The sequence below is a fragment of the Pseudomonas sp. IT-P100 genome (genome assembly GCF_949767185.1).
In the GTDB taxonomy this organism is placed as follows: Bacteria; Pseudomonadota; Gammaproteobacteria; order Pseudomonadales; family Pseudomonadaceae; genus Aquipseudomonas; species Aquipseudomonas fluorescens_B.
In genome coordinates this window covers 1-24,919 of sequence record NZ_CATKQK010000058.1, presented here as the reverse complement: position 1 = coordinate 24,919, position 24,919 = coordinate 1, and the positions used below count along the sequence as shown (strand labels likewise).

Genomic DNA, 24,919 nt, shown 5'->3' with positions numbered 1-24,919 from the left:
GAGGTGTCCTCAGCCTCCAGAGTGTAGATCACTCCCGCGCGCCCTCCCCCGACTTATGACTGACGGCCAGCACGCTTGAGCGTTTCACTCGGCAGCTCTTTGAACAGCGCGCGATAACTGCTGGAAAACCGACCCAAATGCCAGAACGACCATTGCATCGCCACTTCGGCCACAGTGGTTTCCGTGGGCGAGCGACTGAGCAGTTCGCGGTGGGCGCTGTTGAGGCGGCGCAGGCGCAGCCAATGGGTCGGCGTCATGCCGGTGTACGCCTTGAAGGCGTGCTGCAACTGACGCAGCGACACCCCGGCGACCTGGGACAGTTCCAGCAAATTCAAGGTTTCTTCCGGGGAATCGGCCGCCCATTCGCCGATACGCTTCATCACCGCCCGCTCTTCGGCGCGACGCTGCAAACCACCGCGGTCCAGGCACACACACGCGTTGTCGAGGATGTACAGACAGTCTTCCAGCAACTGCTGGGTCAACGCCTCTTTGCTCGGCGGATCGAGGGTCTGCGCCAGACGGGTCAAGGTTCCGCTCAACCAGCGACTGAACAGCGCGTTCTGCTCCGAGTTCAACGGTGCCATGAACAGCCCTTCGAGCCTGGCGACATTCAGCCCGTGCCGTTGAACGAACTCAGGCCCGAACACCACGGCAATTTCCTGATAGTTCTCCGGCGTGATCCAGATGTTGCGGCTTTCTTCATTCAACACGTACAGCGCGTTGTCGCTGCGATCGAAACAGAACGCCAGTGAACCCTCAGGCGCACTGAAATTCTGTTCGACCCGAGTGTTCATGTGTTCCTCGTAGATCTCTACGCCTTGCAGGTCCAGATACCGCACCCGCCCGGCAAAATGCCCCGGCGACATCTGCTGGTAATGCTGGACCCATCCCGGCGTGGCGCGGATTTGCTCGGCGACATCGGCGGTGTTGAACGCTTGGACCTGTAATGGATTGCACGTAGTCATGGGTGACCTTACGCACTCGTTTGGTGCGTTTTGGTGCTGCTGAAAGTGGATAGATGGAACGTCAAGGCTCGCCCAAGATAGTCGTCAACGCGTCCCAGGGGAAGTGTGTGGCGGATGAAACCACCCTCCCCGGCGTTAATAAAACCAATAACGAGGTCTTTATGAATGTCCCTTTCGATCAGCTGCTCACGTGGCTGAAAGATCACAAGATTACCGAAGTCGAGTGTGTCGTCAGTGACCTGACCGGCATTGCACGCGGCAAGATTGCACCCACCAACAAGTTCCTGCATGAGCGAGGCATGCGCCTGCCGGAAAGTGTGCTGTTGCAAACGGTAACCGGGGACTTTGTCGACGACGACATCTACTACGACCTGCTCGACCCGGCCGACATCGACATGGTGTGCAAGCCCGTTTCAGACGCGGTCTACGTGATCCCATGGGCCATCGAGCCTACCGCGATCGTGATCCATGACACCTTCGACAAATTTGGCAACCCGATCGAACTGTCGCCGCGCAACGTGCTGAAGAAAGTCCTGCAGCTGTACACCGATAAGGGCTGGAAACCGATTGTCGCGCCGGAAATGGAGTTCTACCTGACCCAGCGTTGCGAAGACCCGGACTTGCCGCTCAAGGCGCCGCTGGGCCGTTCGGGCCGGGCGGAAAGCGGTCGCCAGTCGTTTTCCATCGACGCGGCCAACGAATTCGACCCACTGTTTGAAGACGTCTACGACTGGTGCGAATTGCAGGGCCTGGACCTCGACACGCTGATCCACGAAGACGGCCCGGCGCAGATGGAAATCAACTTCCGTCACGGCGACGCGCTGGACCTGGCCGACCAGATCACCGTGTTCAAACGCACCATGCGCGAAGCGGCGCTCAAGCACAACGTCGCGGCGACGTTCATGGCCAAGCCGATCGGCGATGAGCCGGGCAGCGCCATGCACATCCACCAGAGTGTGGTGGACATCGCCACCGGTCAGCCGATCTTCGCCAATGCCGACGGGCAGATGAGCGAGCTGTTCCTGCACTACATTGGCGGCCTGCAGAAATACATCCCCAAAGTACTGCCGATGTTTGCGCCCAACGTGAACTCGTTCCGCCGCTTCCTGCCCGACACCTCCGCACCGGTGAACGTCGAATGGGGCGAGGAGAACCGCACCGTGGGCCTGCGTGTGCCGACCTCCAGCCCCGAGGCGATGCGCGTGGAAAACCGCTTGCCGGGCGCGGATGCCAACCCGTACCTGGCCATCGCTGCCAGCCTGTTGTGCGGCTACCTCGGCATGGTCGAGCGCATCGAGCCAAGCGCTGCGGTGCAGGGCCGGGCCTATGAGCGACGCAACCTGCGTTTGCCGATCACCATCGAAGACGCGCTGACGCAGATGGAAGAATGCGAAACCATCGGGCGTTATCTGGGTGACAAGTTTGTCCGCGGTTATGTCGCGGTCAAGCGCGCGGAGCACGAGAACTTCAAGCGAGTGATCAGTTCGTGGGAGCGGGAGTTTTTGTTGCTCAGCGTCTGAGCCCTGCACACATCTCCTGTGGGAGTGAGCCTGCTCGCGATGGCGTCGGCACAGCCAACCTCTGTATCGATTGGCCCACCGCAATCGCCAGCAGGCAGGCTCCCACAGGAATAGCGAAACACCTGAATAACCCAATAATTCCAAGAGGTGTCGATATGCGTCTATTGAAATCCGTGGTCCCGGTCGCGCTGGCCATGCTGGTCAGCTCCGTTGCACAGGCCCAGCCGACCGTCAGCGTCTACAACTGGACCGATTACATCGGCGAAACCACCCTCGCCGACTTCCAGGCGAAAACCGGGATCAAGGTGATCTACGACGTCTTCGATTCCAACGAAACCCTTGAGGGCAAACTGCTCGCCGGCCGTACCGGGTATGACGTGGTGGTGCCGTCCAACCACTTCCTCGCCCGCCAGGTTAAGGCCGGCGCGTTCCTCAAACTGGATCGCGCGCAGTTGCCGAACTTCAAGAACCTCGACCCGAAACTGCTGGCACTGCTGGAGAAGAACGACCCGGGCAACGAACACTCCGTGCCGTATCTGTGGGGCACCAACGGCATCGGTTACAACGTCGACAAGGTCAAACAAGTGCTGGGCATCGATCACATCGACTCCTGGGCCGTATTGTTCGAGCCGGAAAACATCAAGAAACTCAGTCAGTGCGGCGTGTCGATGATGGACTCGGCGGACGAAGTGTTCCCCGCCATCCTCAACTACATGGGCATGGACCCACGCAGCGAGAACCCGGAAGACTTCAAGAAAGCCGAAGCCAAGCTGTTGAGCATCCGCCCTTACATCACCTACTTCCACTCGTCCAAGTACGTGTCGGACCTGGCCAACGGCGACATCTGCGTGGCCTTCGGTTACTCGGGTGATGTGTTCCAGGCCGCCAACCGCGCCAAGGAGGCCAGGAACGGCGTGAACATCGCTTACGCGATCCCCAAGGAAGGCAGTAATCTGTGGTTCGATTTGCTGGCGATTCCCGCCGATGCCAGCAACCCGAAAGAGGCTCACGCCTTCATCAATTACCTGCTGGACCCGCAAGTCATCGCCAACGTCAGCGCCTCGGTCGGTTACGCCAACCCGAACCCTGCCGCCAAGCAGTACATGGACGCTGAACTGGTCAACAATCCCGAGGTTTACCCCCCTCAGACCGTGCTCGACAAACTCTACATCTCGACCACCCCGCCCCAGACCATCATGCGTTTGATGACCCGTTCCTGGAGCAAAGTGAAGTCCAACAAATGAACCCGTACAGCAACGAACATGCGCGCTCCTATTACGCCGCGTCGGCCAATGCGCTGGCGCCGTTCCCCGCCTTGACCAAAGACCTTGTGGCTGATGTCTGCGTGATCGGCGGCGGGTTTACCGGGGTCAACACCGCCATCGAACTGGCGCAGCGTGGGCTCTCGGTGATTCTGCTGGAGGCCCGACGGATCGGCTGGGGCGCCAGCGGGCGCAACGGGGGGCAGCTGATTCGCGGCATCGGGCATGACGTCAGTGGATTCACCAAGCATGTCGGTCACGAAGGCGTTCGCTACCTTGAGCGCGCCGGGATCGAATCGGTGGAACTCGTGGGCAAGCGCATCCGTGAGCACAATATTGATTGCGACCTGCGCTGGGGTTTTTGCGAACTGGCGAACACCCAGGCGCAATTCACGGCGTTCAAGGCTGAACGGGAAAGCCTGGCCGAGTCGGGTTACGCCCATGAAACCCGGCTGGTCGGGCCGGAGCAGATCCGAGAACAAGTGGTCAATTCGGGCGTGTATGCCGGTGGCCTGGTCGACATGGGCTCGGGGCACTTGCACCCGCTGAACCTGGTGCTGGGCGAAGCGCGGCTGGCGCAATCGCTCGGGGTGCAGATCTTCGAGCAGAGCCCGGTGCTGGAACTGATCCATGGCAGCACGGTGCAGGTTCGTTGTGCCGGCGGCACGGTGCGTGCCGGCAGTCTGGTGCTGGCGTGCAATGCGCATCTGGACGAACTGGAACCGAAACTCAGCGGCAAGGTGCTGCCGGCGGGCAGCTACATCATCGCCACAGAACCATTGGCGCCTGAGGTTGCCGCGCAATTGATCCCGCAGAACCTGGCGCTGTGCGACCAGAAAGTCGGCCTGGATTACTACCGGCTCTCGGCGGACCGGCGCTTGCTGTTCGGCGGTGCCTGTCATTATTCCGGTCGCGATCCTGCAGACATCGCCGCTTACATGCGCCCGCAAATGCTCAAGGTGTTCCCGCAACTGGCCGATGTGCGCATTGATTATCAGTGGGGCGGCAAGATTGGCATCACGGCCAACCGCTTTCCGCAGGTCGGGCGCTTGCGCCAGCACCCGAACGTGTTTTATGCCCAGGGTTACTCCGGCCACGGGCTGAACGTGACTCACTGGTGCGCAAAACTGCTGGGCGAAGTGATTCATGCCGGGCACAGCCAAGGCTTCGACGTGTTCAGCGCCGTGCCGCACATGACCTTTCCCGGTGGCCCGATGCTGCGTTCGCCGTTGCTGGCTCTCGGTATGTTCTGGTATCGGCTGCGTGAAATCCTCGGCTGAAACCGGAGCACAGACCTCACACAAAACCTGTGGCGAGGGTATTTATCCCCGTTGGGTCGCGAAACGGCCCCCTGCATTCTTTCAGGTAACCCCCGGAAGCAGGTTTAGCGACGGCTTCGCCGCCGAACGGGGATAAATCCCCTCGCCACAAATGTCGATCTTCGCCCTCCGTTGACTCGCCAAATTGCCTTTCGATTTGCTCATTCGCAACGCACTTCTATATTGAGGAGGTGCTCTGACTTTCCTGTGTCCTGGCGAGTGCGGCCTATGGCTACGACTGACCAACTGATCATCTGCGAGCACTGCGACTGCGTGTATCAAAAAGTCACGCTCGCCAAACATCAGAAAACCCTGTGTACGCGCTGCGGTGGTGTGCTTCAGCGTTATAACGGCCTGACGGTGGAGCAGCGGCTGGCGTTGACCGTGACGGCATTGATGCTGTGGATTTTCGCCAATTTCTATCCGGTGATGAGCATCAGCCTTAAAGGCTTGAAAAACAGCGCAACGCTGTGGGATTCCATAATGGCCCTGACGCTGGGCCCGATTACCTTCATCGCCCTGGTGGCCGCCATTTCCATGATCATTGCGCCGATTTTCCAGTTGCTGCTGTTGATCTGGGTCTTGAGCTTCGCCCTCACCTCCCGTCGCTCACCGGGTTTCAGATTCTGCATGCGCTGGCTGGAAACCCTGCGGCCCTGGAGCATGCTGGAAGTCTGCCTGCTGGGGGCGATGGTCGCGGTGATCAAGCTCGCCGGGTTGCTCGACGTGCTGCCCGGCATCGGACTGTTCGCCCTGGCCATTCTCAGCCTGATGATGATCCGCATTGCCGGGCGCGATATACGTGAACTGTGGGATGTTTTATGACCACGCCTCCGGTCGCGAGCGAACTCAACCTGTGCCTTTGCCACAGCTGCGGCCTGGCCTGTGACATGACCGGCGAACCCCAAGAATGCGAGCGTTGCGGTGCACCGCTGCATCGGCGCAAGCCCAACGCACTGACCCGCACCTGGGCCTACCTGCTGACTTCGCTGGTGTTTTACATCCCGGCCAATGTGTTGCCGGTGATGAACACCAAAATGGTTGGCGCCGGCGCCGACAGCACCATCATGGGCGGTGTGCTGGATTTCTGGCAGCACGGCGCCTGGGACATTGCCCTGATCATTTTCATCGCCAGTATCGCGGTGCCGGGCGTCAAATTCGTCGCTCTGACGCTCCTGCTGGTGACCGTTCAGCGCGACAGCCAATGGGCGCGCAAGGAGCGGTCGAAAATGTACCGCTTCGTCGAGCTCATCGGTTATTGGTCGATGCTCGACGTGATCGTGGTGGCCCTGGTGGCTTCACTGGTCAAGTTTCAAGCCCTGGCCGATATCGAACCCCGCGTGGGCATTCTCTTCTTTGGCCTGGTCGTGGTGTTCACCATGCTCTCGGCCATGAGTTTTGACCCGCGTTTGATCTGGGACCAACACCATTCGAATCACGAGGAGGTCATGGATGAAGTCGCAAGCCACTGACGGGCCGCAAGCTCCCGGGCAGGCCCCGATCAAGACCCGTCGTTTCAGCGTGTCCTTGGTATGGATAGTCCCGATTATCGCGGTGCTGGTAGGTATTTCGCTGGTGGTGCACAGCATCCTGCAGGAAGGACCGACCATCACCGTCACATTCAAGACCGGCAGCGGCCTGACCGCCAACAAGACCGAGGTCAAATACCGTAACGTGGTGATCGGGCAAGTCTCCGAGGTAGAACTGAGCAACGACCAGAAAAGCGTCAACGCCACCATCAAACTGGCCAAGCAGGCGGAAAGTTTCACCCGCGAAGACTCGCAATTCTGGGTGGTGCGGCCCCGAATCGGCGCGGGCGGCGTGTCAGGTATCGATACGCTGCTGTCCGGGGACTACATTGGCGCCGACATTGGCCAGGCCAATGCGCGGTCGAAGAACTTCAAAGGCCTGGAAAATCCGCCGCCGATCACTTATGGCGAGCCGGGCAAGCGCTTCATGCTGAACACCCCGGACCTGGGTTCACTGGACATCGGCTCGCCGGTTTACTACCGCAAGATTCCGGTCGGCCAAGTCGTCGCTTACACCCTGGATGCCGACGGCAAAGGGGTGAACATCGAAGTCTTCATTCACTCACCCAACGATGCCTTCGTCACCGAAAACACCCGTTTCTGGAACGCCAGCGGGATTGATGTGAATGTCGGCGCCAACGGTTTTGCAGTGAAGACCGAGTCGCTGTCCGCCATATTGGTGGGCGGCATCGCCTTCCGCGCCCCGGAGTACAGCCCCAACGATAAACCGGCCACCGAGGAAAAAGCCTTCGAGCTCTTCGAAGACCAGCAAACCGCCCTCGCCCCGCCCAGCGGCAAGGCGCAATACCTGAGTTTGCGTTTCGACCAGGCATTGCGTGGGCTGAAGGTCGGTGCGCCGGTGGAATTCCTTGGCATCGAGTTCGGCACAGTGGTGTCGGTCAATCTGGATTTCGATGCAAAAAAGCGCAGCTTTCCGGTCAACGTCGGCATCGTTATCTACCCGCAACGGCTCGGTCAGGCTCACGCCAAAATGCTTGAGGCGTTGAAGCACGACCCCAATGACGAAGCCGCCGGTGTCAGGCTTATGGGCTCCTTCATCGAAAACGGCCTGCGGGCTCAAGCCCGAAGCGGCAACCTGTTGACCGGTCAGCTCTATATAGCGCTCGACTTCTACCCTAAGGCCGAGAAAGTCGTGTTCGATCCAACCGCTCGGCCTGTGTCCATCCCGACCATTCCCGGCAGCCTTGAACAGTTGCAGGAAAAACTCGAAAGCATGGTCAACAAAATCAACGATCTGCCCATCGGACGCATTGCCGGCAACCTCGACAGCAACCTCGTCGAGCTGCGCAAAGGCCTCGCGCAATTCAACGCCAAGACCTTGCCCGGCGTGCAAACCACCCTGGCGGACGTCAGCAAGACCCTGCAATCGGCCAGCTCGACACTTGCCGAGGACTCGCCGCAACGCGAGCAATTGACCCAGACCCTGGAGGAACTCGGACGCATGTCGCGCTCCTTGCGTGAGCTCTCGGATTACCTGGGCCGGCATCCGGAATCGCTGATTCGCGGTCGCCCCGATAACGCCGCGCCGATGGACTTGAAGGCACCGCCGCGCAACTGACCAACAGGAGCAACACCCATGGTTTCCTCGCTGAAGATGACGTTGGTCACTGCGCTATTGCTGCTCGCCGCGTGCCGCAGTGAGCCGATCCAGTTCCATACCCTGACGCCGGCGCAACTGAGCGGGACGGCGCGCGCCAACGGCGGGGAAATCCTGATCGAAGGCCTCAGCGTGCCGCCGCAGGTCGATCGTCCGCAGATCGTCATTCGTCAGGGCAACAGTGGCCTGGCGATTCTAGAGACCGAGTGGTGGGCTGCGAGCCTGGTGGATGAGTTGCGCAGCGCCTTGGCCGATCAACTGGCCAACAGCAATCCCCAGCGCAAAGTGTCGGTGCGCGTGGAGGTTCAGCGCTTTGATTCGGTTCCCGGTCAATACGCGCTGATGGACGTCAAATGGCGCCTGCGCAGTCCCGGCGAAGGCGATACCACGCTGGTCAGCTGCCGAAGTACGTTGCAAACACCTTCAGGGCCGTCCATCGACGACTTGGTCCTTGCCCAGCAGAACAACGTCAAACGCCTGGCCGCGTTGATCAGCCAGGCGGCAGCCGGATCGAAAAAAGGGTGTCCGGCATCGCAATGAATTGACGTTTTTTTCTCATTCATCCCCTTACATTTGGCACCGTCTCAAACCTGCAAATGATTCGTATTGACCTACAATCATTGACGACCCAACGGTCTGTCCAGCGTGCACGAATCTTAAAATCACGGAGCCGCCACTGCATGAATCGCCCTGTCCCCTCTTTCCTGAAAGCCGCCTTGCTGGCCGCCGCCCTGTTCGGTGCAGGTCACGTTTACTCAGCCGATGCCGACGGTATCGTGGTCTACAACGCCCAGCATGAAAGCCTGACCAAAGCCTGGATCGAGGGCTTTACCAAGGAAACCGGAATCAAGGTCACAGTGCGCAATGGCGACGACACGGAAATGGGCAATCAGATCGTGCAGGAAGGCGCAGCCTCCCCGGCTGACGTGTTTCTGACCGAAAACTCCCCGGCCATGGTGCTGGTGGATAACGCGGGGCTGTTTACGCCCGTAGCGCCAACCACTCTGGAACAAGTCGACGCGGCCTACCGTCCGGCGCATGGCAAGTGGGTGGGCATCGCCGCGCGCTCGACTGTGTTTGTCTATAACCCGGGCAAACTGCCCGAAGCCGAGTTGCCAAAGTCACTGATGGATCTCGCCGATCCGAAATGGAAAGGTCGCTGGGCGGCGTCACCGGCCGGCGCGGACTTCCAGGCCATTGTCGCCGCGGTGCTGGAACTCAAGGGCGAAGCCGCCACTCTCGAGTGGCTCAAGGGGATGAAAACCAACTTCACCGCGTATCGGGGCAACAGCTCCGTGTTGAAAGCAGTGAATGCCGGGCAGATCGACAGCGGTGTGATTTACCACTATTACCGCTTCGGTGATCAGGCCCGGACCGGCGAAAACAGCAAGGACACTGCCCTGCATTACTTCAAACATCAGGACCCGGGCACGTTTGTCAGCATTTCCGGTGGCGGCGTCCTGGCGTCCAGCCAACATAAGGAACAGGCCCAGGCGTTTCTGAAATGGATCACCGGCAAGGATGGCCAGGCCATCCTCAAGACCGGCAATTCGTTTGAATACGCGGTCGGCAAGAACGCGCAATCCAACCCAAAACTGGTGCCCCTGCAGCAGCTCGACGCGCCGAAAGTCGACGCCTCGAAACTCGACAGCAAAAAAGCCGTTGAGCTGATGACACAGGCCGGACTGCTCTAATTGATGCCTGAAACATTACCGGCGGTCGTCGCTGAGGCGATACCCGCACATTTGCGCCGCCGCTCTCGCGGAGTGTTCGTGGGTCGCGGCGGTGCATGGGTGATCGGTTTGTCGGTGCTGGTTTCGCTGCTGGCGCTGCTGCCAATCGCTTTTGTCATCGGCGTGTCCGTGCAAACCGGCTGGACAACCTTGCTCGCACTGGTGTTTCGGCCACGGGTCGGCGAGCTGTTCATCAACACCGTATTGCTGGTGCTGATCACGATTCCCCTGTGCGTCGCGCTGGGCGTGACACTCGCCTGGCTGACCGAGCGCAGCGATCTGCCGGGGCGGCGCTGGTGGTCGTTGCTGGCGACCGCGCCGCTGGCGGTCCCGGCATTCGTTCACAGCTATGCCTGGGTCAGTCTGGTGCCGCCGATTCACGGGCTGTTTGCCGGGGTTCTGGTGTCGGTCATCGCCTACTTCCCGTTCCTCTACTTGCCGATTGCGGCGACGTTGCGTCGCCTCGATCCGGCCATCGAAGATGTCGCGCAATCGATGGGGCTCAAACCTTGGGCGGTGTTTTTTCGCGTGGTGCTGCCGCAGCTGCGTCTGGCCATTTGCGGCGGCGCCTTGTTGGTCGGGCTGCACCTGCTCGCCGAATACGGCCTGTACGCGATGATCCGCTTCGACACCTTCACCACAGCGATCTTCGATCAGTTCAAATCCACCTTCAACGGGCCAGCCGCGAACATGCTGGCGGGTGTGCTCGCGCTGTGTTGCCTGGCGATGCTGACCGTCGAATCGGCGGCGCGTGGCAATGCGCGGTATGCCCGCGTCGGTTCCGGGAGCGCCCGCGAACAGCAGGTCGTACGCCTGAAAAAGTTGCCGACCGTTCTCGCGCTGACCTTGCTGTTGGTGACCTGCGCCCTCGCGCTCGGGGTGCCGTTGATCACCTTGGGCAAGTGGCTGATCGCCGGTGGCTCGCAGGTCTGGCAGATGGCCGAGCTGATGCCGGCACTGCAACAGACGCTGCTGCTTGGGGTTGCCGGCGCGGCCCTCACCACCTGCGCGGCGATTCCGATTGCGTGGCTGTCGATCCGCTCGCCGGGTCGGCTGCAACGGATCCTCGAAAGCTGCAACTACATCACCAGTTCGTTGCCGGGCATTGTGGTCGCCCTGGCGTTGGTGACGGTCACGGTGCATTTCGCCCGGCCGATTTATCAGACCACGATTACCGTGTTGCTTGCGTACCTGCTGATGTTTTTACCCCGTGCGCTGGTGAGTTTGCGGGCGGGCATCGCTCAGGCGCCGGTTGAGCTGGAGAACATCGCCCGCAGTCTCGGTCGCTCTCCCGGTCGTGCGTTGTGGTTGATTACCCTGCGCCTCGCCGCGCCCGGTGCTGCTGCGGGTGCCGCGCTGGTGTTCCTGGCGATCACCAATGAATTGACCGCCACCCTGCTGCTCGCCCCGAACGGCACGCGCACGCTGGCGACCGGGTTCTGGGCGTTGACCAGCGAGATCGACTACGCCGCCGCTGCGCCTTATGCCTTGCTGATGATCCTGCTGTCACTTCCGTTGACCGGGCTCCTCTATCACCAATCCAAACGAACGGCTGGCCGATGAACGCTCTTGAACTGCATTCGATCTGCAAATCCTATGGCGCGCATCGCGCCCTGGAAAACATCAGCCTGACGGTGCCCACGGGTAGCCGCACGGTGATCGTCGGGCCTTCCGGTTCGGGTAAAACCACCTTGCTGCGCATGATCGCCGGTTTCGAGTTTCCGGACTCGGGCCGCCTGACGTTCAATGGCCAGACGTTGGTGGACGACACCCACGAAGTCCCGGCGCATCAACGTCAGATCGGTTATGTCCCGCAGGACGGCGCCCTGTTTCCGCACATGACCGTGGCCGCCAACATCGGTTTCGGCCTGTCGACCAAGGGCGCCATCAAACACGAGCGTATTGCCGAACTGATGGACAGCGTGGCACTGGATTCCAGCATGGCCAATCGTTGGCCCCATGAGCTTTCCGGCGGCCAACAACAACGTGTGGCACTGGCGCGAGCGCTGGCGCAACAGCCGCGCCTGATGTTGCTGGACGAGCCATTTTCCGCGCTCGATACCGGCTTGCGCGCCGCCATGCGCAAACTGGTGGCGCGGTTGCTGGCGGACGCCGGTGTCACCACCATTCTGGTCACCCATGACCAGAGTGAAGCGCTGTCGTTTGCCGATCAGCTTGCGGTCATGCGTGAGGGGCGTGTGGTGCAGTCCGGTCATCCGCTGGACCTTTACCGCTATCCCGGTGACGAACAAACCGCAATGTTCCTCGGCGATGCCGTGGTCATGCCGGCCCGGATCGAAGCCGGCTGGGCGCATTGCGATCTCGGGCGGATCCCGGTCAACAATCATCGCAACAACCACTGTGCGCAGATCATGCTGCGGCCCGAGCAGTTGCAACTGGTCGGTATCGTTTCCAGCTCGGTCGAGACCGCCGGTTGTCGAGCCGTGGTGACCGAGCGCGATTTCAGCGGCAATACCTGCACATTGACCGTGGAACTGGAACCTCTGTCATCCACCGACCTGCCCGGTCGGTCATTGATGGTGCGCAGTTCGGGCCTGTACGCGCCACCGACCGGCAGTGCGGTTCACGTCTCGACCATCGGCCACGCCCATGTGTTGAGTGAATCTTAAAGGTCGAAGCGGTCTATCGCCCGCCGCCGCTCATTGTCATCGCGCACGTCGTAGTTGGCTGTCGTCTGGATATTGCTGTGATGGGCAAGTTTCTGCGCAATCGACAAGTCATGTTCCTCGATCACCCGGGTAATGAACGAGCGCCGAAAGTCATGGGGCATGATTTTCACCCCGACCTGCGCGCCGCGTTGCCGGGCGATGTAATAGATCGCGTGTTTGGTGATGCGCTCACGGGTGATGTGGCTGCCGCGGCGGATGCGATTGAACAGGAACGCATCATCCACCTCGCCTTCCTTGAGTTGCGAGCGTCGTAGCTCCAGCCAGGCATCCAGTTTGGCGAACGCCCAGGCCGGTGCGTATTTGATCAGCTGTTTGTTGCCTTTGGCGGTCACCCGCAGGCTGCGTTCGGTGAAATCCACCTGATCGAGGTCGAGGTTCACCGACTCTGATTTGCGCATGCCCGAACCGTACAGAATCCCGATGATCGCCGCGTCCCGCAGGCCTTGTGGCCGTGGATCGGCAGCACAGACTGCCATCATTTCCTGGATCAGCGAGCGGCGCAGATTGCGTCCCTGGGACAACCGTGTGCCGCCAATGCCCTTGACCGAGCGCATCTTCAGCAAGTGTTCCTGGCTGATCAGGCTCATGCGCCACGCTTCATTCATCACCCCGCGCACGGCGTTGACGTACAGCGAAGACGTGTTGGGCGCGTAGCCGTCCGCGCGCAACGCCGCCACCAGCGCGATCACATCCTCGGGCTGCAACTGGTGCCAGGGAATCTCCTCGACATTCATGTCTTCGAAGCCCAGGCGGTCGGCGGCGTCCTGCAACACATAACGCATGGTCAGTTGGCTGGACGGCGCCAGTCGCGCCAGATACAGGGGCATCGGATTGGTCTTTGCAGCAGTTGAATCAGTAACAGGTAAGTCAATCAAAACAAAACGGCCTTGAGTGGAAACAGATCAATAAAACAACTAAGGATTGAAACATTCTTCATATAAAGCGGGACACTTCTGCAGGACTTTTCTACTAAAGAGCGCGATGAACGGCAGAAGCCTGAACATTGGCTTAATAACGTTCAGATAAACGATTCCATCGCCGTTTTTTGATGTTCCTTTCACAAAAACCGGCCTAACCTCGTCTCTACCCGGTGGGCCTCGATAGGCTCCCAACCTGCCGGCCATGGCTGCAAAAGTCAAATAAGGCTCGTGCCCGACAGGTCACTAAACCATTGAAATCCCGTTTATTTCGGTACTTCCCCCGAAGGACGGCTTACGCCCCGAGGTTTTCCATGAGTGAGGCTTTTCTCCCCTTCTCCCGCCCCAGTATCGGCGATGAAGAAATAGCCGCCTTAGAGCAAGTATTGCGCTCCGGGTGGATCACTACCGGGCCGAAAAACCAGCAACTCGAAGAACACTTCGCCAACTATGTTGGCTGCCGCCATGCCGTGGCGTTGTCCTCGGCCACCGGCGCCATGCATGTCACGTTATTGGCCTTGGGCATCGGACCCGGCGACGAAGTCATCACGCCATCCCAGACCTGGGTTTCCACCGCCAACATGATCTGCCTGCTGGGCGCGACGCCGGTGTTTGTCGACGTCGACCGCGACACGCTGATGAGCAGCGTCGAACACATCGAAGCGGCCATCACCCCACGCACTCGGGCAATCATTCCGGTGCACTACGCCGGCGCGGCATTCGATCTCGATGCGCTTTACGCCTTGGCCGACAAACACGGCATCCCGGTGATCGAAGATGCTGCCCATGCGGCGGGCACCTTCTACAAAAACCGTCACGTCGGCGCGAAAGGCACGGCGATCTTCTCGTTCCACGCGATCAAGAACATGACCTGCGCCGAGGGTGCGATGTTCGTCAGCGACGATGAGGCGCTGGCCAACCGGGTGCGCATGCTCAAGTTTCACGGGCTCGGCGTCGATGCCTATGACCGCATGACCCACGGCCGCAAACCCCAGGCCCAGGTGATCGAACCGGGGTTCAAATACAACCTGGCCGACATCAATGCCGCCATCGCCCTGGTGCAACTGGAACGCCTGGATGAGATCAATGCCAAGCGTTCCGCGCTGGCCAGACGCTATTTGCAGCGTCTGGAAGGCTCGCCGGTGCAACCGCTGGCGATTCCGGTTTACCCGCAGCAGCACGCCTGGCACCTGTTCATCCTGCGCATCGATGCCGAGCGCTGCGGACTCGACCGTGAAGCGTTCATGCACGCCCTGCAGGCGCGGAACATCGGCACCGGCATCCACTTCATCGCCACCCACTTGCACACCTGGTACCGCCAGCGCTTCCCCAACATCTACCTGCCCAACACCGAATGGAACTCGGCACGCCTGTGCTCGATCCCGTTGTTCCCCGACATGACCACCGAGGACGTCGACCGTGTCGTCAGCGCCATCGAACTCACACTGGACACACGCCTGTGAAACCTTACCCGATCCGTTGCGTGTCGATCGTCATCCCGGTCTACAACGAGAAGGACAGCCTGCCCGAATTGCTCAGGCGCACCGAAGCGGCGTGCCAGCAACTGCACCACGACTACGAAATCGTGTTGGTCGACGACGGCAGCCGCGACAATTCCGCGCAGATCCTCGAAGAGGCCGCCAGTCGCGATTGCAGCCCGGTGGTGGCGGTCATTCTCAACCGCAATTACGGCCAGCACGCGGCAATCATGGCCGGTTTCGAGCAGTGCAAGGGCGATGTCGTCATCACCCTAGATGCCGATCTGCAAAACCCGCCCGAAGAGATTCCTCGCCTGGTGGCCCAGGCTGAGCTTGGCTATGACGTGGTCGCCACGGTACGTAGCAACCGTCAGGATTCGGCCCTGCGCCGTTGGCCCTCGAAGCTGATCAACCTCGCCGTGCAGCGTTCCACCGGCGTCGCCATGAGTGATTACGGCTGCATGCTCCGCGCCTATCGTCGATCGATTGTCGACGCGATGCTCGCCTGCCGCGAGCGCAGCACCTTCATCCCTATCCTCGCCAACAGCTTCGCCCGGCACACCACGGAAATCCTGGTGACTCACGCCGAGCGCGAACACGGCGAATCGAAGTACAGCCCCATGCGCCTGATCAACCTGATGTTCGACCTGATCACTTGCATGACCACCACGCCGTTGCGGTTGTTGAGCATTGTCGGCTTCGCCATGGCCGGGCTCGGCGTGGCGTTTGCCACCGTGCTGATTGTCTTGCGGCTGGTGTTCGGCGCCAGTTGGGCCGGTGACGGGATGTTCGTGCTGTTCGCCGTGCTGTTCGTGTTCACCGGCGGCCAGTTCATCGGCATGGGCCTGTTGGGCGAATACCTGGGGCGCATGTACAGCGATGTCCGTGCGCGTCCGCGGTTTTTCATCGAAAAAGTCCTTCGCAGCCAGCCCGCCACACCCGTTCCCGTCATCACCGTTGACGGCCTCAATTCCACTTCTTCAGATCAGGTTCTCTCATGAGCGCAAAAGCAGTTGTTTTCGCCTATCACGATATTGGCTGTACCGGTATCGAAACCCTGCTCGACAGCGGTTATGAGATTGCTGCCGTGTTCACCCACGCCGATGATCCCAAGGAGAACGCTTTCTACGCCTCCGTTGCACAACTGTGCGCACGCCGGGGCATTGCGGTGCACGCCCCGGAAGACGTCAACCATCCGCTGTGGATCGAGCGCATCAGCCAGCTCAACCCCGATTACCTGTTCTCGTTCTACTACCGCCAGCTGCTGAGCGAACCGCTGCTGGCCACCGCACGCAAAGGCGCATTCAACCTGCACGGTTCGTTGCTGCCACGCTATCGCGGTCGTGCTCCGGCCAATTGGGTGCTGGTCAACGGCGAAAGCGAAACCGGCGTGACCCTGCACCGCATGGTCAAGCGCGCCGATGCCGGTGCCATCCTCGCCCAGAAGAAGGTTGGAATCGAGCGCAGCGACACCGCGCTGAGCCTGCACGGCAAACTGCGCGGGGCCGCTACCGACCTGTTACGCGACACCTTGCCCGCGTTGCTCGCCGGCAAGGTCAGTGAAACGCCGCAAGACGAATCCCAGGCCACGACGTTCGGTCGCCGCACGCCCGCCGACGGCAAACTGATCTGGCAAAAACCGGCAGAAGAACTGTTCAACCTGGTGCGCGCCGTCACCCAACCTTATCCCGGCGCGTTCTGCGCGGTGGGCGAACACAAGCTGGTTGTCTGGAGCGCCGAAGTGGTCAAGGGCAACGAAGGCCAGATGCCGGGGCGGGTCATCAGCGTCGATCCATTGCGCATCGCTTGCGGCGAAGATTCGCTGCTGATCAGCGCCGGTCAGCGCAACGAAAACGGCTTGTACCTGAGCGGGCCGCAACTGGCCGGCGAACTCGGTCTGGTCGACGGTTCCGTGCTGCGAGGTGCCGAATCCGCACGCACGCCACGCCGCACACGCGTGCTGATCCTCGGCGTCAACGGTTTCATCGGCAATCACTTGTCCGAGCGTTTGCTGCGCGATGACCGCTACGAGGTGTACGGACTCGACATCGGCTCCGATGCCATCTCGCGTTTGCGCAGCCATCCGAATTTCCATTTCGTCGAAGGCGATATCAGCATCCATTCCGAGTGGATCGAGTACCACATCAAGAAGTGCGACGTGATCCTGCCGCTGGTCGCGATCGCCACGCCCATCGAGTACACCCGCAACCCGCTGCGCGTGTTCGAGCTGGATTTCGAAGAAAACCTCAAGCTGGTTCGCTACTGCGTCAAATACCACAAGCGGGTGATCTTCCCGTCGACGTCGGAAGTCTATGGCATGTGCCAGGACGACAAATTCGACGAGGACACATCCAGCCTGGTGGTCGGGCCGATCAACAAGCAACGCTGGATCTACTCGACTTCCAAGCAACTGCTCGACCGGGTGATCTGGGCTTATGGCCAGAAAGGCCTGAACTTCACCCTGTTCCGCCCCTTCAACTGGATGGGGCCGCGCCTCGACCGTCTGGACTCGGCTCGCATCGGCAGCTCCCGAGCGATCACGCAACTGATCCTCAATCTGGTGGAAGGCACGCCGATTCGCCTGTTCGACGGCGGTGAGCAAAAACGCTGCTTCACTGACATTGCCGACGGCGTGGAAGCGCTGGCGCGGATCATCGACAACCGCAACGATGCCTGCAACGGCCAGATCATCAACATCGGCAACCCGGACAACGAAGCGAGCATCCGCCAGTTGGGCGAAGAGCTGCTGCGTCAGTTCGAAGCGCACCCGCTGCGCCACAATTTCCCGCCATTCGCCGGGTTCCGCGACGTCGAAAGCAAGGCGTTCTACGGTGCGGGTTACCAGGACGTGTCCCACCGCAAACCGAGCATCGACAACGCCAAGCGCTTGCTGGACTGGACGCCGACCGTGGAGATGAGTGAAACCATCGGCAACACGCTGGATTTCTTCTTGCGTGAAGCCCTGCTCGAAATCGCGGACAACGTTTGATGAAAGCGGGCCTCCGGATTGATGTCGACACCTACCGAGGCACTCGTGAGGGCGTGCCGCGATTGCTGGAAATGCTTGATGAGGCCCAGGTCAAAGCGACGTTTTTTTTCAGCGTCGGGCCGGACAACATGGGGCGGCACCTGTGGCGCCTGATCCGCCCGCAGTTTCTCTGGAAGATGCTGCGCTCCAACGCCGCCGGACTGTACGGCTGGGACATTCTGCTGGCCGGCACCGCGTGGCCGGGCAAGCCGATCGGCCGCGATCTCGGGCATTTGATGCGGCAAACCCGGGCGGCCGGGCATGAAGTCGGTCTGCATGCCTGGGATCACCACGGCTGGCAGGCCAATGTCGGACGCTGGAGCGACGCACAGCTGATCGAGCAGATACGTCAGGGCGTGGACACGCTGAGCGACATCCTCGGACAAAAAATCGACTGCTCGGCGGCGGCGGGTTGGCGGGCGGACGAGCGTGTGATCGAAGCCAAGCAGGGTTTCGGTTTTCGCTACAACAGCGATTGTCGTGGCCGCAGTCTGTTCCGGCCGACATTGGCCGATGGTGGTCTGGGCGTGCCCCAGATCCCGGTGGACCTGCCCACCTTCGATGAAGTGGTCGGCCCGGCCGTCACGGCCGAGGATTTCAACGGGTTCATTCTTGAACGATTCACGGCGCAAAACCTCAACGTCTACACGGTCCACGCCGAAGTGGAAGGGATTCTGATGGCCCACGATTTCCGTCAACTGCTGGCCGATGCGCGTCAGCGCGATATCCGTTTTCAGCCTTTGGGTGATTTGCTGCCCGAAACACTGGACACCTTGCCCGGTGGCCGGGTGGTGCGCGGCGCGCTCGACGGTCGCGAAGGCTGGCTGGGAGTGCAAGGCGTATGAGCAAACGCTGGGCATTGCCGTTGTTGCTGGGCCTTTGTCTGTTGGCTTATCTGCTGCCGATGGGCAGCCACGGTTTGTGGATTCCGGACGAAACCCGCTACGCGCAAATCAGCCAGGGCATGCTCTTGAGCGGCGACTGGGTTTCGCCGCATTTCATGGGCCTGCGCTACTTCGAAAAACCGGTGGCCGGTTACTGGATGATCGCCCTCAGTCAGGCGGTGTTTGGCAACAACCTGTTCGGCGTGCGTTTCGTTTCGGCCCTCAGCACCGGGCTCAGCGTGATGCTGTGTTACCTGATTGCCCGCCGGCTCTGGAACGAGCCGCGCAAGAGTTTTGCCTGCGCGCTGCTGTACATGAGTTTTACCGTGGTGGCCGGGCAAGCGGGTTACGCCAACCTCGATCCGCAATTTACCTTTTGGGTCAACCTGAGCCTGGTGGCTTTGTGGTTTGCCCTGGACAGCGTCAGCCGTGGCCGGCGCCTGATCGGTTGGGCGTTGCTGGGCCTGGCGTGTGGCATGGGGTTCCTGACCAAGGGATTTCTGGCCTGGCTGTTGCCGGTACTGATCGCACTGCCGTGGATGATCTGGCAAAGACGCTGGCGCGAGTTGTTGCGCTACGGCGCGGTGGCGATAGCCGTGGCCATCGCCGTGAGCCTGCCATGGGCCTTGGCGGTGCATGCGCAGGAGCCCGATTACTGGCGGTTCTTCTTCTGGCACGAACACATCCGCCGTTTCGCCGGTGACGATGCGCAGCATGACGCGCCGTGGTGGTTCTACCTGCCAATGCTGGTGGCGTTCAGTCTGCCGTGGGCCGCGTTATTGCCGTCGGCACTGAAGCAGGCGTGGCAAACCCGCGGTCAGGCCAGCATCGGCTTTCTGCTGCTGTGGTTGCTGATGCCGATGCTGTTTTTCAGCCTGAGCAACGGCAAGTTGCCGACCTACATCCTGCCGTGCCTGTTGCCCCTGGCCTTGTTGCTGGGCAACGCACTGGCGGATCGCCTGCGGCTGGAGCAAGGCCTGGCGTTGGGCATCAATGGCTTGCTCAACCTCCTTCTGGGCCTGACCACCCTGCTCGCCCTTGTCTATCTGCAACTGAAAAGCCCCCTGTACGACCACGAACTGCACAGCCTCGTGCTCGTGTTTATAGGCCTGATCGGCTGGATCATGGCCAACCTGCTGCAAGCGTTCCGACCGTTGCAATGCTGGGCGGCGCCGGCCTTCGGCAGTCTGTTGCTGATCGGTGTTCTACCGGCGGCGATGCCCGAAGCGGTGGTGGCCAACAAGATGCCCGACCAGTTCGTCCTCGAGCATGCACAGGAACTCGGCCAGGCCGAAACGCTGCTGAGCAACGATCTGGGCGCCGCTTCGGCCCTGGCCTGGCGCCTGAAACGCCCGGACGTGGCGTTGTACAACACGATAGGCGAATTGAAATATGGCCTCGCTTATCCTGACGGCGCGCAGCAGCGCGTCGACCCCGATCGCGTGCTGCAGTGGATGCGCGACGCTCGCCGGAACGGTTCGGTGGGCGTGCTGATGCGGGTCAAAGGGGAGGACGAGCTGCGTGAAATCGAACACTTGCCCAAGGATGGCAAACGCTATGAACAAGGCAACCTTGTGATTCTGATTTTTCCTCAGGGTGCGTCATGAGCCTGTTGCTGGTGTTGGCAGCCTGCCTGCTCACCGGTCTGGGCCAGATCGCCCAGAAATACGCCGTGGAGCACTGGCGCGGCCGGTCATCGGCTTGGGGCGACAAACTGCGCTCGCCATGGTTGTGGCTGGCAATCGCAGCGTTGGGCGCGGGCTTGCTGGTGTGGCTGCTGGTGTTGCAACGCCTTGAAGTCGGCGTCGCGTACCCGATGCTGAGTCTGAATTTCGTGCTGATTACCCTGATCGCCCGCTTCGTCTTCCACGAACCCATCGACCGCCGTCACTGGTTGGGCGTGGCGCTGGTGATGGGCGGCGTGATTTTGCTGGGACTGCACACATGAGCCTGCGCCGTGGCCTCACCTTCGCCCTCGGCAGCGTGCTGCTGGGCAGCGCCGCGCAGCTGGGCATGCGCTGGAGCATGACGCGCCTGCCGTCACCGGAACACTGGCAGACAGCCCCGATTGATCCGACCGCTGTGGTCGTGGTGCTGGTCGCCATCCTCGCCTATGCCCTGTCGATGTTCAGCTGGCTCGCCGCCCTGCGCGATGTGCCACTGGGCCGGGCTTACTCGCTGTTGAGCATCAGCTACGCGCTGGTGTACCTGCTCGCCGTGGCGCTGCCGGCGTTCAACGAAGAATTCAGCCTTTCCAAAAGCCTCGGGGTGGCCCTGGTCATCCTCGGCGTCATCACCATCAACTCTCGACCTGCTCATGCGTCCAACCTCAGGAGTGACCTATGAAAATCAGTGTGTTTGGTAGCGGTTACGTGGGCCTGGTGCAGGCCGCTGTGCTGGCAGAAGTCGGCCACGACGTGGTCTGCATGGACATCGACGAGAAAAAAGTCGAGTTGCTGCAACAGGGCCACGTGAGCATTTTCGAACCGGGGCTCGCCAGCCTGGTGCGCGAAAGCCTCGACGCCAGGCGACTGCAGTTCACCACCGATGAAAAGTTCGCCGTGCAACACGGCCAGGTGCTGTTCATCGCGGTGGGCACGCCGTCCCGGGACGATGGCTCGGCGGACCTGCGCTACGTACTGTCGGTGGGCGAAGCGGTGGCCCGTCATCGCGAACACCCGGTGATTCTGGTGGAGAAATCCACCGTTCCCGTGGGCACCGGCGATACCTTGCGCGCACACATCGACAAGTGCCTGATCAAGGTCGGGCGGTTGTTGCAGTTCGAGATCGTCTCCAACCCGGAGTTTCTGAAAGAAGGCTCGGCCGTGGCCGATTGCCGGCGCCCGGACCGTATCGTCATCGGCTGCGAAAGCGATGAGGTGCGCGACGTCATGCGCGATCTTTACGCACCGTTCAACCGCAACCATGACCGGATCATGTTCATGGACCTGCGCAGTGCCGAACTGACCAAATACGCGGCCAACTGCATGCTCGCAACCAAGATCAGCTTCATCAACCAGATCGCTGAACTGGCCGAGCACCTTGGCGCCGACATCGAATCGGTGCGCCTGGGCATCGGCGCGGATTCGCGCATCGGCTATCACTTCATCTACCCCGGCTGCGGTTACGGCGGTTCGTGTTTTCCCAAAGACATGCGCGCCCTGATCCACAGCGCCGAAGAAGCGCATTGCTCCAGTGACCTGCTGCAAGCGGTGGAAGCAATCAACCAGCGGCAGAAACACAAGCTGTTCGAACGCATCAACGCGTTCTACAAGGGCGATCTGCGCGGCAAGACGTTCGCCGTGTGGGGCCTCGCGTTCAAACCCAACACCGATGACATGCGCGACGCACCAAGTCGCGTGCTGCTCGAATCGCTGTGGGCCGCCGGCGCCAGCGTGCGCGCGTTCGATCCGGAAGCGATGCAGGAAACCCAGCATTTGTACCCCGACGAAGCAAAGCTGATGCTCATGGGCACCCCGGAATCGGTGCTCGCCGGCGCCGATGCGTTGATCATCTGCACCGAGTGGCAGCAGTTCAAGGCACCGGATTTCAACCTGATCCAGCAACGGCTCAAAGCCCCGGTGATTTTTGACGGACGCAACCTGTACGACGCCGATCGCCTGGCGCGCAACGGATTCATGTACTTCCCGATGGGGCGCGGCGACTCGCGCAAGCTGCCGATTCCGTATCAGCAATGGCCGGTGGCTTCCGATGTCGCTTGATCGTTAACTCGCCGAGCATTTGTCAGCAGTCCCTAGGGGTAGGGCTGCTGGCACTGGTGTTGTTCAGTACCGGGGTTTGTCAGACGCATCCTGCGTTTTACGCCCTCGATACAGCGCAGTCCCGCGCCCGCCCTACAGCCCCCTCCTACAACCATGTGTCAGTGGTCCGCACCTGACCGTAGATTCCAACTTAACGGACTCGCCCTACGCCAAATAGCGATTCGTCTGACATTCATCAATGAGCCGATCCACGCAAAGTCCCGAGTCTTGAAATAGACACAAGGAAATGTGGATGTTCAGCGCCGTTAAACCCGTCGTTTTCACCCTCGACATTCAAGGTTTTCCCCGTGACCTTCAGGTACTCGAATTCCGCGCCAGGGAAGCGCTGAATCAACCCTACGAAGTCAATCTCGAACTGGTCGGCGAACGCCACGACCTGGACATCAAGTCGCTTCATCATCGCTCGGCTTTTTTGCGCTTCGGAGCTGACGGTGCCGGCATCCACGGGCAAATCCATGCAGTTGCCGAAGGTGATTCAGGCAAGCGCCTGACCCGCTACCAGATGACCCTGGTGCCGCACCTCAGCTATCTCTCCCATTGCCACAACCAGCGCATTTTTCAAAACCTCAGCGTGCCGCAAATCATTGCAAAGGTGCTGAAAGATCAAGGAATGCAGGCTGATACCTGGCGCTTCCAGCTGAATGCCGAGTACCGACCCCGGCTGTATTGCGTGCAGTACGAGACGGACCTGCATTTCCTGCAAAGGTTGTGCGAGGAAGAAGGTCTGCACTTTCACTTCGAGCACAGCGCCGAGGGGCATGTGCTGGTGTTCGGCGACGATCAAACCAGTTTTTCGAAACCAGAACGGTCAACCGCCTACAGGCAAGCCAGTGGCATGGTTGCGCAAGCGCCAGTGATCGACCAATTCAAGCTAAAACTGAATACCCGCCCGACCCATGTCAGCCGTCGCGATTACGATTTCGAAAAACCACGCGTGCAACTCGACAGCGAGTCTAAAAAACCGCTGGTGCCGCACCTTGAGGACTATGCGTTCCCCGGGCAATTCATCCATCGTGAGCGCGGTAAACAGCTGACCAATCTGGCACTGGAGCGCCACCGCGCCGATTACCAGCTGGCCAATGGACGCAGTGACCAAAGCGCCCTGCGCAGCGGTCACTTTGTCGAGATGACCGAGCATCCATGCCCTGAGCGCAATGGCCTGTGGTTGTTGACGCAGGTCGAGCATGTCGGCTTGCAACCCCAAGTGCTGGAAGAGGCGATGACCGACACCCGCGCGCAGGACGGTTTCAGCCAGGGTTACCGTAATCACTTCGTCGCCACACCGTGGGACGTGATATTTCGGCCAGCGCTTGACCACCCCAAGCCCCGTATGTCCGGCAATCAGCACGCCGTCGTTACCGGCCCGCCCGGTGAAGAGATTTATTGCGATCAGTACGGTCGAGTGAAAGTCCAGCTGCTGTGGGACCGCGACGGTCAGCAAAACGAACAATCGAGCTGCTGGCTGCGAGTCGCCACAGGTTGGGCTCATGACCGTTACGGCAGCGTGCAGATCCCGCGCGTCGGAATGGAGGTGCAGGTAGGTTTTACCGACGGCGATCCGGACAAACCCTACGTCTTGTGCTGTCTGCCCAACGCCTCGACTCCGGTGCCACTGGATTTGCCCGCGGAACAGACCCGCAGCATTTTCCGCAGCCAGAGCAGTCCTGGCGGTGGTGGTTACAACGAGCTGCGCATCGAGGACAGAAAAGGCGCCGAGGAAATTGCCCTGCGTGCCCAACGCGATTTCGTGCAGCACGTTCTGAACGATGAGCGCATTCAAGTCGACAACCAGCGCAACGTGGTGGTCGGAGGAACTACCAGCCACGACCTGCGTGGCGAGGAACGCCATTTAACCCACGGCACCCGCCTGACCGAACTCAAGCAGGACGACCACCTGCTGGTCCTGGGGGATCGACATGTGCGCGTCGCGAATCAACGCCTCAGTGCGATGCAACAGCTTCACTTCAGTGCGGTGCAACAAGTCGTCATCAATGGCGGGACGCACCTCGCGATCATGGGTGGCGGTCAATGGCTGGTGTTGGGACCGGAGGGCATTTTCAGCAGCGTGCCGATTCTGGTGGGCGGCGCCCCACCCGTGAGCTTGCCAGCGGAGCCTCTGATGCCGGGCGCCTTGCCGTTGCTGAAAGTGACGTTTGATGCGGCCCAACAACGCCATGCATTGATTTCAACCCGT

21 protein-coding genes are annotated in these 24,919 nt (G+C 60.6%); 19 read left to right on the top strand and 2 right to left on the bottom strand.

Annotated features, from left to right (window positions below; all coding sequences use genetic code 11):
- Positions 1-53: 53 nt before the first annotated feature.
- Positions 54-965, bottom strand: coding sequence for a helix-turn-helix domain-containing protein (locus tag ACM6IQ_RS28190; protein WP_414880386.1), 912 nt, complete (start codon positions 963-965; stop codon positions 54-56).
- Between the two features lie 161 nt (positions 966-1,126).
- Between ACM6IQ_RS28190 and ACM6IQ_RS28185 the strand changes: the two genes are divergently transcribed.
- The 10 genes from ACM6IQ_RS28185 to ACM6IQ_RS28140 all read left to right on the top strand — a co-directional run bounded on the left by ACM6IQ_RS28185 (position 1,127) and on the right by ACM6IQ_RS28140 (position 12,576).
- Positions 1,127-2,485, top strand: coding sequence for a glutamine synthetase family protein (locus ACM6IQ_RS28185; protein WP_017339014.1), 1,359 nt, complete (start codon positions 1,127-1,129; stop codon positions 2,483-2,485).
- 155 nt (positions 2,486-2,640) lie between these two features.
- Positions 2,641-3,729 (top strand): polyamine ABC transporter substrate-binding protein, encoded by a 1,089-nt coding sequence (locus tag ACM6IQ_RS28180; RefSeq protein WP_017339015.1) that lies wholly within the window; start codon positions 2,641-2,643, stop codon positions 3,727-3,729.
- Complete coding sequence (locus ACM6IQ_RS28175) at positions 3,726-5,027, top strand: NAD(P)/FAD-dependent oxidoreductase (RefSeq protein WP_414880385.1); 1,302 nt, start codon at positions 3,726-3,728, stop codon at positions 5,025-5,027. The genes ACM6IQ_RS28180 and ACM6IQ_RS28175 overlap by 4 nt, the downstream gene beginning before the upstream one ends.
- A gap of 267 nt (positions 5,028-5,294) precedes the next feature.
- Positions 5,295-5,891: a paraquat-inducible protein A gene (locus ACM6IQ_RS28170; RefSeq protein WP_017339017.1), complete on the top strand. Its 597-nt coding sequence runs from the start codon at positions 5,295-5,297 to the stop codon at positions 5,889-5,891.
- A complete protein-coding gene (locus ACM6IQ_RS28165) occupies positions 5,888-6,538 on the top strand; it encodes a paraquat-inducible protein A (protein ID WP_017339018.1) in 651 nt (216 codons plus the stop codon). The genes ACM6IQ_RS28170 and ACM6IQ_RS28165 overlap by 4 nt, the downstream gene beginning before the upstream one ends.
- Positions 6,519-8,174, top strand: coding sequence for an intermembrane transport protein PqiB (locus ACM6IQ_RS28160; protein WP_017339019.1), 1,656 nt, complete (start codon positions 6,519-6,521; stop codon positions 8,172-8,174). The genes ACM6IQ_RS28165 and ACM6IQ_RS28160 overlap by 20 nt, the downstream gene beginning before the upstream one ends.
- Before the next feature lie 18 nt (positions 8,175-8,192).
- Positions 8,193-8,753, top strand: coding sequence for a membrane integrity-associated transporter subunit PqiC (locus tag ACM6IQ_RS28155; RefSeq protein ID WP_017339020.1), 561 nt, complete (start codon positions 8,193-8,195; stop codon positions 8,751-8,753).
- Positions 8,754-8,893: 140 nt separating this feature from the next.
- Entirely contained in the window at positions 8,894-9,907 is a 1,014-nt protein-coding gene (locus ACM6IQ_RS28150) for an iron ABC transporter substrate-binding protein (RefSeq protein WP_414880384.1), read from the top strand.
- Between the two features lie 3 nt (positions 9,908-9,910).
- On the top strand, positions 9,911-11,509 hold the full coding sequence (locus tag ACM6IQ_RS28145) for an ABC transporter permease (protein WP_031318954.1): 1,599 nt from the start codon (positions 9,911-9,913) through the stop codon (positions 11,507-11,509).
- The gene (locus ACM6IQ_RS28140; protein WP_017339023.1) at positions 11,506-12,576 is read left to right on the top strand and encodes an ABC transporter ATP-binding protein; all 1,071 of its coding nucleotides are present in this window, start codon (positions 11,506-11,508) and stop codon (positions 12,574-12,576) included. Before ACM6IQ_RS28145 ends, ACM6IQ_RS28140 begins: the two co-directional genes overlap by 4 nt.
- Here the strand turns inward: ACM6IQ_RS28140 and xerC are convergent.
- Entirely contained in the window at positions 12,573-13,463 is an 891-nt protein-coding gene (gene xerC / locus ACM6IQ_RS28135) for a site-specific integrase (protein ID WP_414880383.1), read from the bottom strand. The two genes, ACM6IQ_RS28140 and xerC, sit on opposite strands and share 4 nt — an antisense overlap.
- Positions 13,464-13,867: 404 nt before the next feature.
- Here xerC and arnB point away from each other — a divergent pair, with 404 nt between their 5' ends.
- From arnB to ACM6IQ_RS28090, 9 genes are all read left to right on the top strand, one after another.
- Positions 13,868-15,016: a UDP-4-amino-4-deoxy-L-arabinose aminotransferase gene (gene arnB / locus ACM6IQ_RS28130; protein WP_414880382.1), complete on the top strand. Its 1,149-nt coding sequence runs from the start codon at positions 13,868-13,870 to the stop codon at positions 15,014-15,016.
- Positions 15,013-16,032, top strand: a complete 1,020-nt coding sequence (arnC, locus tag ACM6IQ_RS28125) for an undecaprenyl-phosphate 4-deoxy-4-formamido-L-arabinose transferase (protein ID WP_414880381.1) — start codon at positions 15,013-15,015, stop codon at positions 16,030-16,032. The genes arnB and arnC overlap by 4 nt, the downstream gene beginning before the upstream one ends.
- The gene (arnA, locus tag ACM6IQ_RS28120) at positions 16,029-18,020 is read left to right on the top strand and encodes a bifunctional UDP-4-amino-4-deoxy-L-arabinose formyltransferase/UDP-glucuronic acid oxidase ArnA (RefSeq protein ID WP_414880380.1); all 1,992 of its coding nucleotides are present in this window, start codon (positions 16,029-16,031) and stop codon (positions 18,018-18,020) included. Before arnC ends, arnA begins: the two co-directional genes overlap by 4 nt.
- Complete coding sequence (gene arnD / locus ACM6IQ_RS28115) at positions 18,020-18,904, top strand: 4-deoxy-4-formamido-L-arabinose-phosphoundecaprenol deformylase (protein ID WP_414880379.1); 885 nt, start codon at positions 18,020-18,022, stop codon at positions 18,902-18,904. The genes arnA and arnD overlap by 1 nt, the downstream gene beginning before the upstream one ends.
- Positions 18,901-20,550 carry a lipid IV(A) 4-amino-4-deoxy-L-arabinosyltransferase gene (gene arnT, locus ACM6IQ_RS28110; protein WP_414880378.1) on the top strand — a complete coding sequence of 550 codons (1,650 nt, stop codon included), beginning with the start codon at positions 18,901-18,903 and terminating at the stop codon, positions 20,548-20,550. The genes arnD and arnT overlap by 4 nt, the downstream gene beginning before the upstream one ends.
- The gene (gene arnE, locus ACM6IQ_RS28105; protein WP_414880377.1) at positions 20,547-20,891 is read left to right on the top strand and encodes a 4-amino-4-deoxy-L-arabinose-phosphoundecaprenol flippase subunit ArnE; all 345 of its coding nucleotides are present in this window, start codon (positions 20,547-20,549) and stop codon (positions 20,889-20,891) included. The genes arnT and arnE overlap by 4 nt, the downstream gene beginning before the upstream one ends.
- Positions 20,888-21,289 (top strand): 4-amino-4-deoxy-L-arabinose-phosphoundecaprenol flippase subunit ArnF, encoded by a 402-nt coding sequence (gene arnF, locus ACM6IQ_RS28100; RefSeq protein WP_414880376.1) that lies wholly within the window; start codon positions 20,888-20,890, stop codon positions 21,287-21,289. Before arnE ends, arnF begins: the two co-directional genes overlap by 4 nt.
- Entirely contained in the window at positions 21,286-22,665 is a 1,380-nt protein-coding gene (locus ACM6IQ_RS28095; protein WP_017339032.1) for a UDP-glucose dehydrogenase family protein, read from the top strand. Before arnF ends, ACM6IQ_RS28095 begins: the two co-directional genes overlap by 4 nt.
- 292 nt (positions 22,666-22,957) lie before the next feature.
- Positions 22,958-24,919, top strand: a 1,962-nt coding sequence (locus ACM6IQ_RS28090) for a type VI secretion system tip protein VgrG (RefSeq protein ID WP_414880375.1), incomplete at its 3' end; no start/stop codon positions are given.